Genomic DNA, 16,330 nt, shown 5'->3' on the forward strand with positions numbered 1-16,330 from the left:
TATCGCCGAGCATCGTGTTAGCGATTGTTCCTGTCAAGAGGCAAAAGAAATACACGGCCGGAATACGATGATGCTCAATGCCACGCCTGATCCGAGTGGTTTCATACAGCGCAGCAACAGTCTCGCGGACAGCGTCTACGAGGTGATTTTTGCGCAGCTCATGTCTCTTAAGATTGCTCCGGGTGCGCGCATCACCGTCGATAATCTGGTCAAGGAATTCAATGTTTCCCAGACCCCGATCCGCGAGGCGCTCGGCCGCCTCGAGGGAGAGGGGCTCGTCGTCAAGACGCATCTTATCGGTTACAGCGCTGCTCCGCAGATTACCCATCGTCGCTTCGATGAGCTCTATCACTTGCGGTTGCTTCTCGAGCCCGACGGTGCTGCGAGGGCGGCAAGGGCAATGGACGATGAAAAGCTCGCTATCCTCAGGGAGGCGGCCGGCGTCATGGGGCGCCGGGAAGGGGCCGATGAACGGCTGCGCTATTCCACCTTCGCGCGGCAGGATGCCGTTTTCCATGACAGGATCATGGAATTTGYCGGCAACGAGCTCATTCGCCAAACTCTCAGCCACCAGCACACGCATTTTCACATCTTTCGACTGATGTTCCATTCCCGCGTCACCGAAGAGGCGTTGGACGAGCACGAGGCGCTTCTCTCTGCCTTTGCGGCGGGTGACCCATCGGCTGCCGAGAAGGCAATGAGAACCCATCTCGAACATTCACGGGACCGGCTCGTGCCGGCCTTCGATTGAGAGGCGGGCAATGTCGAGCGTCATGACCATGGAGAGAAAGGGGAGGAGCGTGGTGTCCGAGAAAGAAAGCCTCGTCTCTCATCCGGTCCTTCGTGCGGAGGGCATGTCGAAGCAGTACGGACCGGTCACCGTACTCTCGGAAGTCACGCTCGATATCTTGCCCGGCGAGATCCATGCCATCATCGGCGAGAATGGCGCCGGCAAGTCGACATTCATGCGGCTCCTTTCCGGTTACGCCGAGCCCACTGCAGGAACGCTGTCGATGGGCGGCCGCAAGGTCGGATTCTCAAAGCCGGAGCAGGCGCAGGAGGCGGGTATTGTTCTGGTGCACCAGGAGATCCTGCTTGCCGACGCCCTGACTGTCGCCGAAAATCTTTTCCTCGGCCGCGAGCTGATGCGTCATGGCCTGGTCGATGATCGGACGATGCGGCGTCTGGCCGTCGAAAAACTTCACGATCTTGGATGTCACGTATCGCCAAATGCTTTGGTGCGCGACATTTCGCTTGCGGATCGCCAGCTCGTGCAGATCGCACGTGCGCTCCTCGACGACTACAAGCTTGTCATTTTCGACGAACCGACTGCAGTCCTGACGGGTGAGGAGGTCGAGCGACTGCTTGCCATCATCCTTCAGCTGAAGGAGCAGGGTGCTGCCGTACTCTACATCAGCCATCGCCTCGATGAAGTCCAGCGGCTTGCCGATAAGGTGACGGTGCTTAGAGACGGCAAGATGGTCGGCACATATCCCGGTCATAGCCTGACGCAGATGGACATGGCGCGGCTGATGGTTGGGCGCGATCTCGCCGCGCTTTATCCCGAGAAGACCGTAAAGCCAGCCCTGCAGGCGATGCTGGAAGTCCGAGACCTCGGCGTTCCCGGCTTCGCAAGCGACATCTCGTTTACCGCCCATAGAGGCGAAGTCCTCGGATTCGCCGGCATGATCGGTGCTGGCCGCACCGAGGTGTTCGAGGGCATCATGGGCCTGCGCCCTGCCACCGGAACCGTAAAACTGCAGGGCAGGGCGATTGATATCAGGCGTCCCCGGGCAGCGATGGATGCCGGCATCGGCTACCTGACCGAGGATCGCAAAGGCAAGGGCCTGCTGCTGCAGGAGCGGCTTGCGCCGAACCTCACGCTGTCCGCCCTCGGCAGATTTCATCCCGGCCTTCTGATGCGCCGCCGTCGTGAGCAGAGCGCGCTCGTCGAAGCCGTCAACACCTACGACATCCGCCTGAAAAGTTATGCCGTCAAGGCGGGTCAGCTCTCCGGAGGCAACCAGCAGAAGCTTCTGCTCGCCAAGGTGCTTCTCACCGACCCTTCGGTCGTCGTCATCGACGAGCCGACGCGCGGGATCGACATCGCGAACAAGGCCCAGATCTACGCCTTCATCGAGCGCCTCGTCGCAGAAGGCAGGACCTGCATCGTCATCTCGTCCGAAATGCAGGAGCTGATCGGAATCTGCGACCGAATTCTTGTGATGCGGGAGGGGCGCATCACGGGAGAGGTGACGGGCGACAGAATGACGGAACATGAGATTGCGCTTCTTGCCACCAGCGAGACGAAGGTTGCGGCGAAGCAGGGAGGAAGACAATGAGTGTGATTACGGGTTCGACGCCGGTTCGGCCGGAGCGGGAATGGAACATCGGCTGGTCGGATGTCGGTCCGTTCCTTGCGCTTCTGGCGCTGCTGCTGATCGGTTTTTCGATCAACCAGGATTTCCTCTCGGCGACCAATCTCGGCAATGTGATCACGCGAAGCGCCTTCATCGCGATCATCGCCGTCGGTGCGACCTTCGTCATCTCATCCGGCGGACTGGATCTTTCGGTCGGTTCGATGGCCGCGTTCATCACGGGCATAACTATTATGTTCATGAACAGGATGGCTGCAGACTGGGGTGTCCTGGCAATACCTGCCGGCATGGCTATCGCGCTTGTCGTCGGGCTCATTTGCGGGCTGATGAACGGGCTCATCGTTACCGTCGGAAAGATAGAGCCCTTTATCGCGACACTCGGTACCATGGGGATCTTCCGCGCCCTCATCACCTATATGTCGGATGGCGGAACGATCCCGATCGATCGCAGTCTCCGCGATGCCTATCGGCCCGTCTATTTCGGCACCTTTGGCGGTATTCCCTTTCCGATCCTCATTTCGATTGCTGTTGCGGCTATCGCTTCCTTCATCCTCTACAAGATGAAGTACGGCCGGAAATGCGCTGCCGTTGGCGCGAATGAGGACGTGGCCCGCTACTCAGGAATTTCCATCATCAAGACGCGCACGATCGCCTACGCGATGCAGGGCGTATGTGTTGCGATCGCTGCGATCTGCTATGTGCCGCGCCTCGGAGCGGCGACGCCGACCACCGGCGTGCTATGGGAATTGCAGGTCATCACTGCGGTCGTCATCGGCGGAACTGCCCTGCGGGGTGGCAAGGGCCATGTTTGGGGCACGGTCGCCGGAGCGGTGATCCTCGAACTCATCGCCAACCTGATGGTGCTCTCGGATTTCGTATCCGAATATCTCGTCGCCGGCGTTCAGGGCGTCATCATCATCATCGCCATGCTCATTCAAAGATTCTCGAAGTAACCGCGTCCGGACCGCGCGGATTGATGTTTGTGGTCCGATTCTGGGAGGAATGAATGTCTAGAAAATGGATTGCGGCCCTGGCCGTCAGTACGGTGCTGCTCGCCGGTCAGGCCCTTTCGGCAGACAAGAAGGTTGTCGCCGTGTCGATCCCGGCAGCCGACCATGGCTGGACGGCGGGCATCGTCTATCATGCACAGGCTGCCGCCAAGGAAGTCAATGCCGCCTTTCCGAATGTCGAGGTCGTGGTGAAGACCTCGCCTTCGGCAACGGCGCAGGTGAGCGCGCTTGAAGATCTGTCCGCAGGACGCAAGCTCGATGCACTGGTCATCCTGCCCTATACGTCGGAGGAACTGACGACGCCGGTCAAGGCGGTCAAGGATGCCGGCACCTTCATCACCGTCGTGGACCGTGGCCTGAACGACCAGTCCATCCAGGACCTCTACCTTGCCGGCGACAACATCGCGGTTGGCCGCAATACGGCGAAATTCATGATCGACAAGCTGGGCGGCAAAGGCAACCTCGTCGTCTTGCGCGGCATTCCGACCGTCATCGACGATGAACGCATCCAGGGCTTTCAGGATGCCATCAAGGGAACCGATCTCAAGATTCTGGACATCCAGTACGCGAACTGGAACAGTGATGACGCCTTCAAGCTGATGCAGGACTATCTTGCCAAATACCCGCAGATCGATGCTGTCTGGGCAAATGATGACGACATGCTTCTCGGTGTGCTCGAGGCTGTCAAGGAATCGGGTCGCAAGGACATCAAGCTTGCCCTCGGCGGCAATGGCATGAAGGACATCGTCAAGAAGGTTATCGACGGCGATCCGATGACGCCGGTCGAGACACCCTATCCGCCGTCCATGATCAAGACCGCCATCTACATGACCGTTGCCAATATTGTCGGCCAGGCGCCGGTGCGAGGCACTGTCAAGCTGGATGCGCCGCTGATTACGCAGGAGAATGCCAAGGAATACTATTTCCCCGACTCTCCGTTCTGATGAGACCGAAACCGGGGGCGGCCGCAGCCGCCCCATTGCATGAAGAAGAGGAGCAAATCATGCCTGGTAAGAAGATACTGATGCTGACCGGTGAATTCACCGAGGAATATGAAATCTATGTCTATCAGCAGGCGATGGAGGCAGTCGGCCATACGGTCGACGTGATCTGCCCCGACAAGAAGGCGGGCGACCTGATCAAGACCTCGCTCCACGATTTCGAGGGCGATCAGACATATACAGAAAAGCTTGGGCACTTCTTCACGATCAACAAGACCTTCTCGGAGGCCGAGGCGCAGCTCGATCAATATCACGCAGTCTACTGCGCAGGCGGTCGCGGCCCCGAATATATCCGCACCGACAAACGCGTTCAGGCAATCGTGCGGCATTTTCACGAGAAGCAGAAGCCGATCTTCACGATTTGCCACGGCGTCCAGATTCTGATTGCCGTCGACGGTGTGGTTCGCGGCAAGAAGGTCGGTGCCCTCGGGGCTTGCGAGCCGGAAGTCACGCTTGCAGGCGGTACCTATATCGATTTGTCGCCGACCGAAGCCTATGTCGATGGCACCATGGTTTCCGCGAAGGGATGGACGGCACTTGCTGCATTCATCCGCGAATGCCTGAAGGTGCTCGGCACGGAAATCCGCCACAGCGACGATATCGCCAGGGCAGCCTGAGCCTGCATTCGCGCCACGGCTTGTTCCCTTGGTTTGATGATCAGGCAATCCTCGCAGAATGCGGGGGTTGCCTTTCCAGGGCGGTCCCTTCCTGCCCGCAGATGGCATCACGGCGGTGCCTGAGAGCGCCCACCGCAATCTTCCGAACGTCGCTTCAATCTAAATTTTAAGTCCCAACCAGCGGATTTCGGCGGGCGGGTTGCGATGCTCATCGATGGTTTGAGTAATGCAAGCGAATGCACTCACGATCTGAGGCAGGGTTCCACAGGTGAAGCTCTTCCGTCACCGCTCGCGCGCTAGGGCGCCTCAGCGAAATCGGCGCTCAGCACGGCTTCCTTCAATGCACGCGAGTAGGAGTGCTGGGGATTGTCGAGGACCTTGCGTGCCTCGCCCTGCTCGACGATCTCGCCCTTGCGCATGATGATAATCCGGTCGCTGATATAGTAGGCTGTGGCGAGATCATGCGTGATGTAGACGATCGAAAGTCCAAGCTCGCGTTTCAATTGATCGAAGAGATTGACGATTGCCATGCGCAGAGACGCGTCAACCATCGATACCGGTTCGTCGGCGATGAGCAGACGTGGCTGCGGGATCAGGGCACGGGCAATTGCGACGCGCTGTAACTGTCCTCCGGACAGTTCATGCGGAAACCGGCCCTTCACTTCCGCAAGACTGAGCCCCACATGGCCGAGAGCCTCATCGGCCAATCGTTCGATCTGTTGGCGATCCGACTTGCCGGCGCCAGCGGAGAAGTTCCGCGCCGTTTCGAAGAGGTAACGATCCACGCGCTTGAGCGGATTAAAGGCTTCGAAGGGGTTCTGCAGGACTGGCTGCACTTCCCTCATGAAGGCGCGACGCTCCGCCTTGCCGTGCAGGGCCACCGCTTTCCCACGAAAATGAAGTATGCCTTGCGTGGGCGCTGTCTGCCCGAGGATCATTGCTGCAATCGTCGATTTTCCCGACCCCGATTCTCCGACGATGGAGAGAATCTCCGGTTCGCTGCCGATCTCGAAACTGACATCCTTGACCGCCACGATCTGCCGGCGGCCTAGCATGCCGCCCTGACGGTAGATTTTCGTGACATGAGAGAGTGTGAGAAGAGCGTTCAAGCCTGATCTCCCGTAACCGCAAAGCAAGCCACTCGCCGATCCGGCTCAACCGTGATCATCGGCGGTACCTTTTGCGAACAGATCTCCATCCGCTTCGGGCAGCGCGGATGGAACCGGCAGCCTTCAGGCGGCATGGCAAGGTTCGGCGGCCGCCCCTCGAGCGAAGGCCGGGCCTTCGCATCGCCGATACGCGGCAGGCTGCCGACCAGATGCTGCGTATAAGGATGCAGCGGCAGCGCAAAGAGCTTGTGGGTCGGCGCCTCCTCGACGAGACGCCCGGCATAGACGATGCCGATACGGTCAGAAACCGTCGCATGCACACCCATGTCATGGGTGACGAACAAGAAGGAGGAGCCTATTTCATGCTGGATTTCGCGGATCATCGACAGCACGTCGCGCTGTACGATGACGTCGAGCGCCGTTGTCGGCTCGTCGGCAATGATGAACTCAGGCGTCAGGATCGTCGCGAGCGCGATCGTCATACGTTGGCGCATGCCCCCGGAGAGTTCATGCGGATAGGCCTGGAGCAGATGCGGATCGAGTTTCAATCTCTGGAGGTGCGAGCCGACTTTCGCGAAGAACTCACTCTTGCCGACTTTCATGTGACGCAAGGCGAAATCGGTGAAGGAGTGATGGATGCGCCGAACCGGGTTCAGCACGTTCATTGAGCCCTGCATGATGTAGGACAGATGCAGCCAGCGAAGCGCCATGCGTTCGTCCGGCGTCATGGCGTATATGTCCTGCGTACCGCCGGCAAAATGGAAGACGACCTTGCCCGATACGACCTTGAGCGGCGGCCGGATCGCACCGGCAATCGTCTTGATCAGGGTCGTCTTGCCGCTGCTGGATTCGCCCGCCACCCCATAGATTTCACCGCGACCGATCGTCAGGGTAATGTCGTCGACTGCGCGCACTTCACGATCGACGCCAAAAAGGAAGGCGCGATAATAGGCTTTCAGGTTCTGGACTTCGACCAGGGCATCCATGGCTAACCTCCCATCCGGTTCAGCCGGCTGCGCGGATCGTTGTATTCATTCATCGACATGGACAGGAGAAACAGCGCCAGGAAGAGAACGACGATGACGGCAACGGGTGCAGCCACCCACCACCAGGTGCCGGCGATGAGTGCCGAATGGGCGTTGGCCCAATAGATCATCATGCCCATGGTCGGGGTCTCGATGTCGGTGAAGCCAAGCACCGACAAGGTGATCTCCATCCCGATAGACCAGATCATGTTGTTCATCGTCGTGGCAAAGACGATCGGCAGGACGTAGGGCAAATGCTCCTCGACGAGGATCTTGCGCATGCTCATGCCGGAATAGACGCTCTGAGTGGTAAAGGGCCGCGTTTTAAGGCTGATCGCAACAGAACGGATGAGCCTCGCATCATAGGACCAGCCGAGAGCTGCCATGATGACGATGAGGGCTGTCCAGGTCATGCTGTCCTTCAGCACAAAATAGAAGAGGATCAGCAGCGGAAATTGCGGAATGACCATGACGCTGTCGTTGATTGCCATGAGGACCCGGTCAACCACGCCGCCGGCATAACCAGCGACCAGGCCAACGACGAGCGATATGATGCGAGATAGGAAGGCGACGCCGATACCGAAATAGAGTGTGTTGCGCAGCGCAGTCGTCAGCTGCCAGAAGACGTCCTGGCCGCGCGACGTGGTGCCCAGCCAATAGTCTCCGTCCGGCGGCATATCGGGCGGCAGCAGGTAGATGTCCGTGGCGCCATAGGGCGAGAAATAGGACAGGATGACCAGGCCCACGATGATGGCAAAGAGTGCCAGGCCGCTCAGGAATTCCATGTTGTGACGCGTCAGGTCGCGCAGGATCGTGAACATGGCCTACTCCACCTTGATGCGCGGATCGATGAGCGGGCTCAGGATGTCGATGATGAAGACGGCGGCCGCGACGCCGACGATCGACAAGGCGCTGAGGCCGAGCACGAGGCTGTAGTCGCCGGCATGGACGGCTGATATCAGCAGGTTTCCGATGCCGGGATAGCCGAAGACGATCTCGGTAATGACCGTGCCGTTGAAGATAGCGCCGAGCGACATCGCCAAGCCCGTAAACTGCGGCACCATGGCGTTGCGGGCGATATAGGAGCGCAGGATGCGCCGCTTCGGCACGCCGCCGAGCTCGGCAAAGACCACATAATCCTCCGTTATGATGTTGGAAACCAGAGCACGCATCCCGATCAGCCAGCTGCCGGTGCCGACGAGGATCAGCGAGAATGCGGGCAGGATGGAATGTTCGAGAATGTCGATAACAAGGGAGAAGGACAGGTCGAGATTGGCGTTCATCTCATAGCCGCCATTGATCGGCAGGATCGGCCAGACATAACCGAAGACAATGAGCAAAACGAAGGCCAGAATGTAATAGGGGATCGGCAGCATCGCGATGAAGACGAGACTGATCCCTTTCAGGATCATGTTCTTCCGGTGGTAACCGGCAAGCGCACCGATCGCGTTGCCGAGCACGAACGTAATCAGCGTGGAGACCGTCATCAGACCGATCGTCCAGGGCAGGGAACGCATGATGATGGTCGAGACCGGTGTGGGGAAGGCCGAGAGCGAGGGGCCGAGGTCACCTGTCGCGAGCCGAAGCCAGAAATGCAGGTATTGCTGCCAGATCGAGCCATTCAGTCCGTAAAGCTCCCGAAGCGACTGGCGCATCAGTTCGATCGCGTTTGGATCGGATTGCCCCATCTGCGTTATGGAGCCTATGCTCTCTTCGACCGGATCGATCGGGGTCAGGTGGGTGACGAAGAATGTTATGGTCACGCCAAGAAATACGACGAGCAGAAACTGACCGAACCGCTTCAGCACAAAGATCAGATAGGACGTCATAGGGTGGTGGTTCCTCTCTGGGTCCCTTCATCGAAAGGATCGACGGGCAGATTGCCCGCCGATAAGGGGGCCGGCGCGAAAGGGCCGCGCCGGCGGTGGGAGGATTATTTCGGTTGTGCCGGTTTCAATTTGACCATCATCAACCTGGAATTCGCCCAGTTCGGTACCGGATCGGTATAAGGGTCTGATATCGTCGGGTAACCGGTCCAATAGGTCGTGTCCATCGAGGTGAAGACGTTATAGGACATCAGCGGTATCGTCGGCATTTCTCGGGCGACCAGCTTGAGATAATCCTTGCCGAGCTCAAGGCCCTTCGGATCGTCGGCGCCGATGCCGCGAATGCTTTCGATGATCTTGTCGAGTTCCGGATTGCTCCAGCGCTGCCAGTTGCGCGGCGGCTGGTTCTCACCCTTCTTTGCCACGAACTGTGAGTGCCAGCTGTCGAGGAAGAACGACAGATCGGGATCGCCGCCCCAGGTTTCCACGCTCCAGGCAATCGCTACCTGATAGTCGCCGGGCTGAAGCGCAACCTGCCAGAGTTTCGTGACCGGCACGGCTTTGGCGTCGATGCCGAAAGAGGCCCATTGCTGTGCGATGAGCGTTCCGGCCCGGGTGAAGACGGAGCGGGTGTCGCCCTCGACGGTCATCCGGATCTTGAACGGCTGGCCGTCCGGGGTCATCCATTTGCCGCCGATCTTCTTGAAGCCTGCTTTTTCCAGCAGTTCGGCAGCTGCCTGCGGATCCGGTTTCCACCAGCCATAGCCGAACGCGCTATTGATGGCGGCGGGGTCCGTCGGGATCTGATCCTTGTATTTTGGCTGCTTGCGCAGGATATCGGCGATCTGCTGGCCAACTGTCGGATCGTAAGGCTTGATCTTGCGCTTGCCCGTATCGATCTCGAAGTCCTTCAGCCAATCCTGCAGGGGAGCCTGATAGTCCGTCATGGCAATGGCCGTTGGCGGTACACCGAGTGCCGATAGCGTGGCCGCACCGCGATAGCTCGCCATGTCCACGGCCTTGATATCGATCAGCAGCGCCAATGCCCAGCGGACATCCGGGTTCTGGAAGGTCGGATCCTGCGTATTGAAAATGACAGCCGGAAGCGTCGGGTCCGGATGAGCAAAGGGGAAGCCCGGGAACCAGCTATCGACGCTCTTCGACTTTTCCTTGAGCGTGAACATGCCTTCCGGCGTATTGTCGTGGATGATATCGAGATTGTGCTCGAGCTGGGCGATGGTGCGTTTATCCGGCGGGCCCGGGTCGACATAGGTTACATATTTTGGAGCAGGCTCGCCGAACCGGCCAAGCGAAGTCCGCTGCCAGTCGTCGCGCTTCTCCCATGTGTACCATTTGCCCTGAGGGTCATAGGTCTTCAGCTTGTAGGCGCCCAGTGAGACGGGGTTGGCGAAGTCATAGCGAACCGGATCGGCGATCTTTTCGAAGACGTGCTTCGGCATGATCCAGGCACCGTTCCAGCGCACGGTGAAGATCGCATGAAAACGGGAGTTGGGCTTTTTCAGCTTGAAAACGACCGTATAGGGATCGGTCGCTTCGACGCTTGCCACCTGCACGGAAAAGGCAGCACTCCAGACCATGCCGGGATGGTCCATCTGCGTCTTGACCGTGTAGACCACGTCGTCAGCGGTGAACTCCACGCCGTCGCTCCAGTAGAGCCCCTTGCGCAGTTTCACCGTCATCTCGGTGAAGTCGGCATTGTATTGCGGCTTGTCGGCGGCAAGGGAATTGTCCCAGGTAGAGCCGCCGAGGCCTTTTTCCGGATCGATGTACCAGAGCGTGTCCATGGTCAACTGCTGCAGGCCGGTCGAAACGCCGCCGCCGCCGTTGACCCAAATATTGAACCAGCCCGGATTCTTGATGGTGCCTTCCGGGTTTTCGACGATGAGAGTGTCCTTGCGAGGCAAGGATTTATAGTCATCCGCCTTAGCCGCGGCCATCAGGCCGAGCGTCGCCAAGGCGACGCCGAATGCAAGCTTCTTCCAATGCTGCATTATCTCCTCCCTTTGAATGCGACGAGAGCGCGGCCGCAATGGACGCATGGGACGTCGCGGTTTTAGGGTTCGCAGCGGCATAGGGACTTGCACTTGTCAGGTCAGATGCTTCTGCGAACCATTTCTCCGGCTCGGCTGCCTCCTCGCAGCAAGCGGATATTCTCCAGGCCAGCACGAGAGTGATGGCCGGAATGGCGTCAGACCGAAAGCCGGATGACGCTGTAGGACAGAGGCTTCAGGCTCGCGCGCAATCTGCCGTCCTCGACTTTCGCGTTCTCGACCTTGATTGGCGCAACCGTCTCCGGCTGCCGTGCCGTGTTGACCGCCTGCAGGTCAGGATGCGTCATCTCCAGCTGCTCGAGCACGCGGGCATTGGCAAAGCCGTCCAGCCGGGCGTCGAGGTCAAGGGCGCTTTGCGGATGACGGTTGACGATAAAGAAGGTCAGCGTCTTGCCATCGTCGGAAAGGACTGCGGATGTGTCCAGATAGGGCACATCGTCCGCTTCGTCGCAATCGTAGGTCGGCGCGTCAGTGATGATTTGCAGGGCTGATCCCCGGCCGTATTTCGACGCGAAGTAGAAGGGATAATAGATCGTCTGACGCCAGGCCGGACCACCATTCTCGGTCATGATCGGAGCGATGACATTGACGAGCTGGGCGATGCAGGCGATGCGCACGCGGTCCGAACGGCGGATGAAGGTGTTGAGAATCCCGCCGACCTGCAACACGTCCTCGAAATTATAGACGTCTTCGAGAAGGTGTGGGGCATCGGGCCATTCGTTTTTGGCGAGGATATCCTTGTCCTGCTGGTTGGAATGATACCAGACATTCCATTCGTCGAAGGAAATGCCGATCGTCTTCTTCGACCGCTTCTTCGCCTTGATGTAGTCGATCACACCGCCGATCGTGGTGATGTAACGGTCAAGCTTTGTCGTGCGGGCAAGGTAGTTGAGCGTATTTTTCTCGCGGTTTGCGAAATACATATGCAGGGAAATATAGTCGGCGCTGTCATAGCACTCGTTTAGGACCTCTGCTTCCCAATCCGGATAGGTCTTCATATCGGAATGCGAGGAGCCGCAGACCACGAGTTCCAGCGACTTGTCAAAATTCCGCATGGCCTTTGCCGTTTCGTCGGCGAGCCGGCCATATTCGTGCGCTGACTTGTGTCCTACCTGCCAGGGGCCGTCCATTTCGTTGCCGAGGCACCACAATTTGACGTTATGGGGTGCTTCCCAACCATGCTTGCGACGCAGGTCCGACCAATAGGTGCCGCTGGGATGGTTGCAATATTCGAGGAAGTTGCGGGCCGAATCCAGCCCGCGTGAGCCGAGGTTGACGGCGAGCATGGGCTCGGTCTTCGCCTTCTTGCACCAGTCGACGAATTCATTGACGCCGATTTGGTTGCTTTCCCGGGTTCGCCAGGCAAGATCCAGCCGGACAGGACGTTCGGAACGCGGACCAACGCCGTCTTGCCAATCATAGGCGGAAACGAAATTGCCGCCAGGGTAACGACAGTAGGGCGTATCGAGTTCCTGGACGAGATCGATAACGTCTTGCCGGAAGCCGTCCGCGTCTGCTGTCGGATGCCCTGGCTCGTATATGCCGCCGTAAACGGCTCTCCCGAGGTGCTCAAGGAACGAACTGTAAAGTCTGGGATCAATGCTCGCGACCCGAAAATCGCGATGAACAACAACATTCGCTTTCAACGAACCCTCCCGTAAATATCGATTTCTTCGTTCTTGTGCAGCTATCTTGATAGCTTGATGAGTGCGAGTCAATCGAACAGCGTGTGAGTTGTTGGCAGCCCGCCTTTCAAAAATAACAGTTATTTAACAATAATTTATGGGGAAATTTCCATCATCCGGAGAAAAATTTCTCGCGCCTTCGAAATCAGGATTTCCGATATTGTTCGTTAAATATAGAGGCGCATAACAATGTCGCGGCCATGATTCCCGAAGCCGCGGCCAAATATGTTGACGCCACCGGTATGGCTGGCGTTCTCGGCAATGCCGATCCGCAGGCGGATCGAGGAATGCTGCGCGAGAGCAAGGTCTTCCACCGTGACATTGGAGGTTGAGATGCCGTCGATGAATGTGCCTCGTGTGGAGATACGCCACGTCTTCAACTTGCCGTACTGAGAGCCTTCCAGCTTCCACCAGGCAGGTGTGTGAGCACCGCGCTTGTCACCGTAATCGCCCGGAGAAGTCCAGGTGCCGACCGGTATTCCATTGACCCAGATCGTGATGTCCGAGGGCCAATCGGGATTGGTCCCAGGTACTTCAGAAGACAGTTCCATCGAGAATTCAATGGCGCGCACGTCCTTGTTCAAAACCTTGGCATTGTTCGGGAATTTGTATTCGACATAACCCCTCCCGAACCACACAAGACCGGCCTGCATGCGCTGTGGATCAAGGAAATAATCAGGAACATCGAGCAGGCCGACTACACTGTCACTGGAGCAAAGGCCGCATGGGGCGTGGATATCGCAGCTCGTGTAGAGCCCAACCGGCATCTCGACCTCGATGACGTCATCCGCCTTGTTGACGGACTTGTCCTCAAAGCTGATGAGGATTTCGTCATAAACCGCGGAGCAGATCTTCTGATTGCCCTTCCGGCCTTTGGCGAGGCGGGATTCGACCAATCCTACCTCTTCCAGAATTTGAATTCCGGTTGCGACGGTCGACTGCGGCAGCGACAGAGCCCGTGCCATGTCGTTGACGTTCATGGGACCCTTTGAACACAAAAGTTTAAGGAGTTGCAGGCGTCCAGGCGCCGAGAGAGCTTTGATTACGGTGTCATTGACTCCGGCATCGATCGTCAAAAACGAGCGTTCCATGGCTTCTCCATGCTGCATCACATATCGATTTATATCGACAATGCTGATATAGCAAGCCGCGCGTGGATATAGATCGACTTCCCTGATTTAAATCTCAGCATTCGTTGAAATTGACAGGGCGTCTCTCCGCAAAACCACGTCGGTTGGCAAGCCGGAGTTACGAGCCGGAGTTATCCGGTACAATGCCCGTGATCTCGGGAACGAAGGCGGTGATCTTGCCGCTCGACGGAATATCCGGCGCCATGGAGCCGCATGCCAGACGTGCTGCGACTTCACCGATCAGACGACGTGGCGATTTGGATGTAGCGATCCTCACGGGAAGCGCAGCCGCGAGTTCAAGGCCGTTGAAACCCGCCATCAGAATGTCGTCAGTCCGGGAGGCCTCGATGCCGGCAAATGCACCCCCCGCGGCCATGTCGTCATTGGAATAATAGATACAGTCGAGGTTCGGCTCGTCACGCAGCAACTGCTGTGTCAGATATTTGCCGAGACTGACGGAGGAAAGGGTATCACCCAGCCTTTGCCCGATGATGGCGAGGCCGTTTTCATGCAGGGCGCGCTCGAAGCCGGCCTTGCGTTTTGCGGCACGCAGGTCCCGCTCCAGCGCACTGCCGATATAGCCGAAACGCTTTCGGCCGGAGGCAATCAGCGATCTCGCCATTTCCTCGCCTGCCTTTCCGTGCGACAGGCCGACATTGAAATCGATCGGCGTACCATCGAGATCCATGATCTGAATGACGGGAATATCGGCGCTTTTCAACATTCTCACCGTATCTTCGGGCTGGTCGAGACCGGTGACGATAATGGCGCTCGGCCGCCAGGACAGCATGTCCCTGATAACGTCCCGTTCCTTGCGGCTATCATAGTCTGAGAGCCCGAAGACCGCCTGCATTCCGGACCCTTCGAGCCCGGTCGAAATGCCTGCGAGCACCTCGGGAAAGACGATATTGGACATGCTCGGCACCACGACGGCGACGAGATTGGTTTTCTGTGACGACAATGAAAGGGCAAGCCGATTGCCGACGTAACCGAGCTGTTCCGTCGCCGTCAGCACTCTCTGGCGAGTTTGCGCGGAGACGTCAGGTGCACCACGCAGCGCTCGGGATACAGTCATCTTGCTCACGCCGGCCGCAGCGGCAACCTCTTCCAGAGTGGATTTGCGTATCCCCAAGGGGTCCCCCGATCAGTGCCGACACCAGCACACGCGCATAAATCATAAGCCGATTTCGCAAAAAGAGGAATTGCCGACGCTTGACATATGTTACGAAATTGAGGCTTGTTATCGATACCGGTATCGATAACACCGTACTCAACGCTGGCATTCCACGTTGGAGGAGGAGCTGTGCAGGACATGCGGACAGCAGCGGTCATCGGCCTTGGATCGATGGGATGGGGCGCTGCCCTGTCGCTTCTGAGGGCGGGTTTTATCGTCCACGGATGTGATGTCCGATCGGATGTGTTGCAGCACTTTTCGGAAGCGGGCGGCAAATCCTGCGAGACACCATCCAAAGCCACAGCGGAAGCCGATGTGGTGTTCCTGTTCGTCGTCAACAGCAGTCAGGCCGAGGATGTGTTGTTCGGGCCGGGCGGTTCGCTGGAGACGGCTCGCGCCGGCACCGTCTTTCTGCTTAGCGCGACCATGGCGCCGAGCGCCACAGTCGCGATTGCCGACCGACTGGAAGCTGCCGGCATGCTTGTCGTCGATGCGCCGGTTTCGGGCGGCCACGCCAAGGCGCTTTCCGGCGAGATGGTCGTTATGGGCTCTGGCTCGCCGGAGGCTTTTGCGCGCGCACAACCGGCGCTCGATGCGGTCTCCGGCAAGGTCTTCCGGCTCGGGGACAGGCCCGGCCCCGGTTCGCAGGTGAAGATGATCAACCAACTGCTGGCCGGGGTGCATATCGCCGTGACGGCCGAGGCGATGACGTTTGCAGCCAAGACCGGGATCGACCTGAAGACGCTTTACGAAGTCCTGCGGGTTTCGGCAGGCTCCTCCTGGATGTTCGAGAACCGGGGCGAACATATCGTCTCGGGAGACTATACACCGCGCTCGGCGGTGGACATCTTCGTCAAGGATCTCGGCATCGTCGCCTCTGAGGCAGAGCGGGCAGGGGCCGCCACTCCGCTCGCTTCGACCGCGCTCTCGCTGTTCCAGCAGGCAGCCGAAGCCGGTCTCGGCAAGGAGGATGATGCCGCCGTGGCAAAGGTCCTTGCCGAAAAGAGCGGCGTCGTCCTGCCGGGCATGACTGTTATTCGCTGACAGGCACTGGGCAAAGGAGACATGAGACTTATGTTCGATTGCTACCACCCGCAGATCATGCAAGGTAAGTTGACCTGCAGGTTGCAGTTTTGTTTGATTTTATCCGGTCGCTAACGTTCCTGCGTATCGGTCCGGACTTTGGAAAACTTGAAGAAATAGATGGCGTTGCGCTTGGTGTGACGCGCGGAATCCAACCGGGGAGAACGGGTTCCGATCTGACACGAGGTCGTCTCGAAGAGCGAGATCGGCGGCGCTGGGA

14 protein-coding genes are annotated in these 16,330 nt (G+C 58.4%); 6 read left to right on the top strand and 8 right to left on the bottom strand.

Annotation, left to right across the window (positions count from 1 at the left end):
• Nucleotides 1-70: 70 nt before the first annotated feature.
• Genes AC1DF8_RS12780 through AC1DF8_RS12800 form a run of 5 tightly spaced genes read left to right on the top strand, consistent with a single transcriptional unit; the run spans nt 71 to nt 5,006 of the window.
• Entirely contained in the window at nt 71-751 is a 681-nt protein-coding gene (locus tag AC1DF8_RS12780) for a GntR family transcriptional regulator (protein ID WP_478153907.1), read from the top strand.
• 28 nt (nt 752-779) lie between these two features.
• Nucleotides 780-2,342 (top strand): sugar ABC transporter ATP-binding protein, encoded by a 1,563-nt coding sequence (locus tag AC1DF8_RS12785; RefSeq protein ID WP_478153908.1) that lies wholly within the window; start codon nt 780-782, stop codon nt 2,340-2,342.
• Nucleotides 2,339-3,331, top strand: a complete 993-nt coding sequence (locus tag AC1DF8_RS12790) for an ABC transporter permease (RefSeq protein WP_018114635.1) — start codon at nt 2,339-2,341, stop codon at nt 3,329-3,331. The genes AC1DF8_RS12785 and AC1DF8_RS12790 overlap by 4 nt, the downstream gene beginning before the upstream one ends.
• Nucleotides 3,332-3,384: 53 nt before the next feature.
• Entirely contained in the window at nt 3,385-4,332 is a 948-nt protein-coding gene (locus tag AC1DF8_RS12795) for a substrate-binding domain-containing protein (protein WP_018114636.1), read from the top strand.
• Nucleotides 4,333-4,391: 59 nt separating this feature from the next.
• Nucleotides 4,392-5,006, top strand: coding sequence for a DJ-1/PfpI family protein (locus AC1DF8_RS12800; protein WP_478153805.1), 615 nt, complete (start codon nt 4,392-4,394; stop codon nt 5,004-5,006).
• Between the two features lie 296 nt (nt 5,007-5,302).
• On the opposite strand, the gene AC1DF8_RS12805 is transcribed toward AC1DF8_RS12800, so the two are convergent.
• The 8 genes from AC1DF8_RS12805 to AC1DF8_RS12840 all read right to left on the bottom strand — a co-directional run bounded on the left by AC1DF8_RS12805 (nt 5,303) and on the right by AC1DF8_RS12840 (nt 14,928).
• Nucleotides 5,303-6,115 carry an ABC transporter ATP-binding protein gene (locus tag AC1DF8_RS12805; protein WP_112972441.1) on the bottom strand — a complete coding sequence of 271 codons (813 nt, stop codon included), beginning with the start codon at nt 6,113-6,115 and terminating at the stop codon, nt 5,303-5,305.
• Nucleotides 6,112-7,101, bottom strand: coding sequence for an ABC transporter ATP-binding protein (locus AC1DF8_RS12810; RefSeq protein WP_478153806.1), 990 nt, complete (start codon nt 7,099-7,101; stop codon nt 6,112-6,114). Before AC1DF8_RS12810 ends, AC1DF8_RS12805 begins: the two co-directional genes overlap by 4 nt.
• 2 nt (nt 7,102-7,103) lie before the next feature.
• A complete protein-coding gene (locus AC1DF8_RS12815) occupies nt 7,104-7,961 on the bottom strand; it encodes an ABC transporter permease (protein ID WP_018114640.1) in 858 nt (285 codons plus the stop codon).
• A 3-nt stretch (nt 7,962-7,964) separates the two neighbouring features.
• The gene (locus tag AC1DF8_RS12820; RefSeq protein WP_113116494.1) at nt 7,965-8,969 is read right to left on the bottom strand and encodes an ABC transporter permease; all 1,005 of its coding nucleotides are present in this window, start codon (nt 8,967-8,969) and stop codon (nt 7,965-7,967) included.
• A gap of 104 nt (nt 8,970-9,073) precedes the next feature.
• Entirely contained in the window at nt 9,074-10,978 is a 1,905-nt protein-coding gene (locus AC1DF8_RS12825; RefSeq protein ID WP_478153807.1) for an ABC transporter substrate-binding protein, read from the bottom strand.
• A gap of 197 nt (nt 10,979-11,175) precedes the next feature.
• Complete coding sequence (arfA, locus tag AC1DF8_RS12830; protein ID WP_478153808.1) at nt 11,176-12,684, bottom strand: arabinosylfuranosidase ArfA; 1,509 nt, start codon at nt 12,682-12,684, stop codon at nt 11,176-11,178.
• A gap of 206 nt (nt 12,685-12,890) precedes the next feature.
• The gene (locus tag AC1DF8_RS12835) at nt 12,891-13,814 is read right to left on the bottom strand and encodes an ArsR/SmtB family transcription factor (RefSeq protein WP_478153809.1); all 924 of its coding nucleotides are present in this window, start codon (nt 13,812-13,814) and stop codon (nt 12,891-12,893) included.
• Between the two features lie 157 nt (nt 13,815-13,971).
• Nucleotides 13,972-14,928: a LacI family DNA-binding transcriptional regulator gene (locus tag AC1DF8_RS12840; protein ID WP_478153909.1), complete on the bottom strand. Its 957-nt coding sequence runs from the start codon at nt 14,926-14,928 to the stop codon at nt 13,972-13,974.
• 237 nt (nt 14,929-15,165) lie between these two features.
• Between AC1DF8_RS12840 and ltnD the strand changes: the two genes are divergently transcribed.
• On the top strand, nt 15,166-16,071 hold the full coding sequence (ltnD, locus tag AC1DF8_RS12845) for an L-threonate dehydrogenase (RefSeq protein ID WP_478153810.1): 906 nt from the start codon (nt 15,166-15,168) through the stop codon (nt 16,069-16,071).
• The last annotated feature ends 259 nt before the right edge of the window (nt 16,072-16,330 follow it).

The organism is Rhizobium sp. 05N49, from assembly GCF_056396805.1.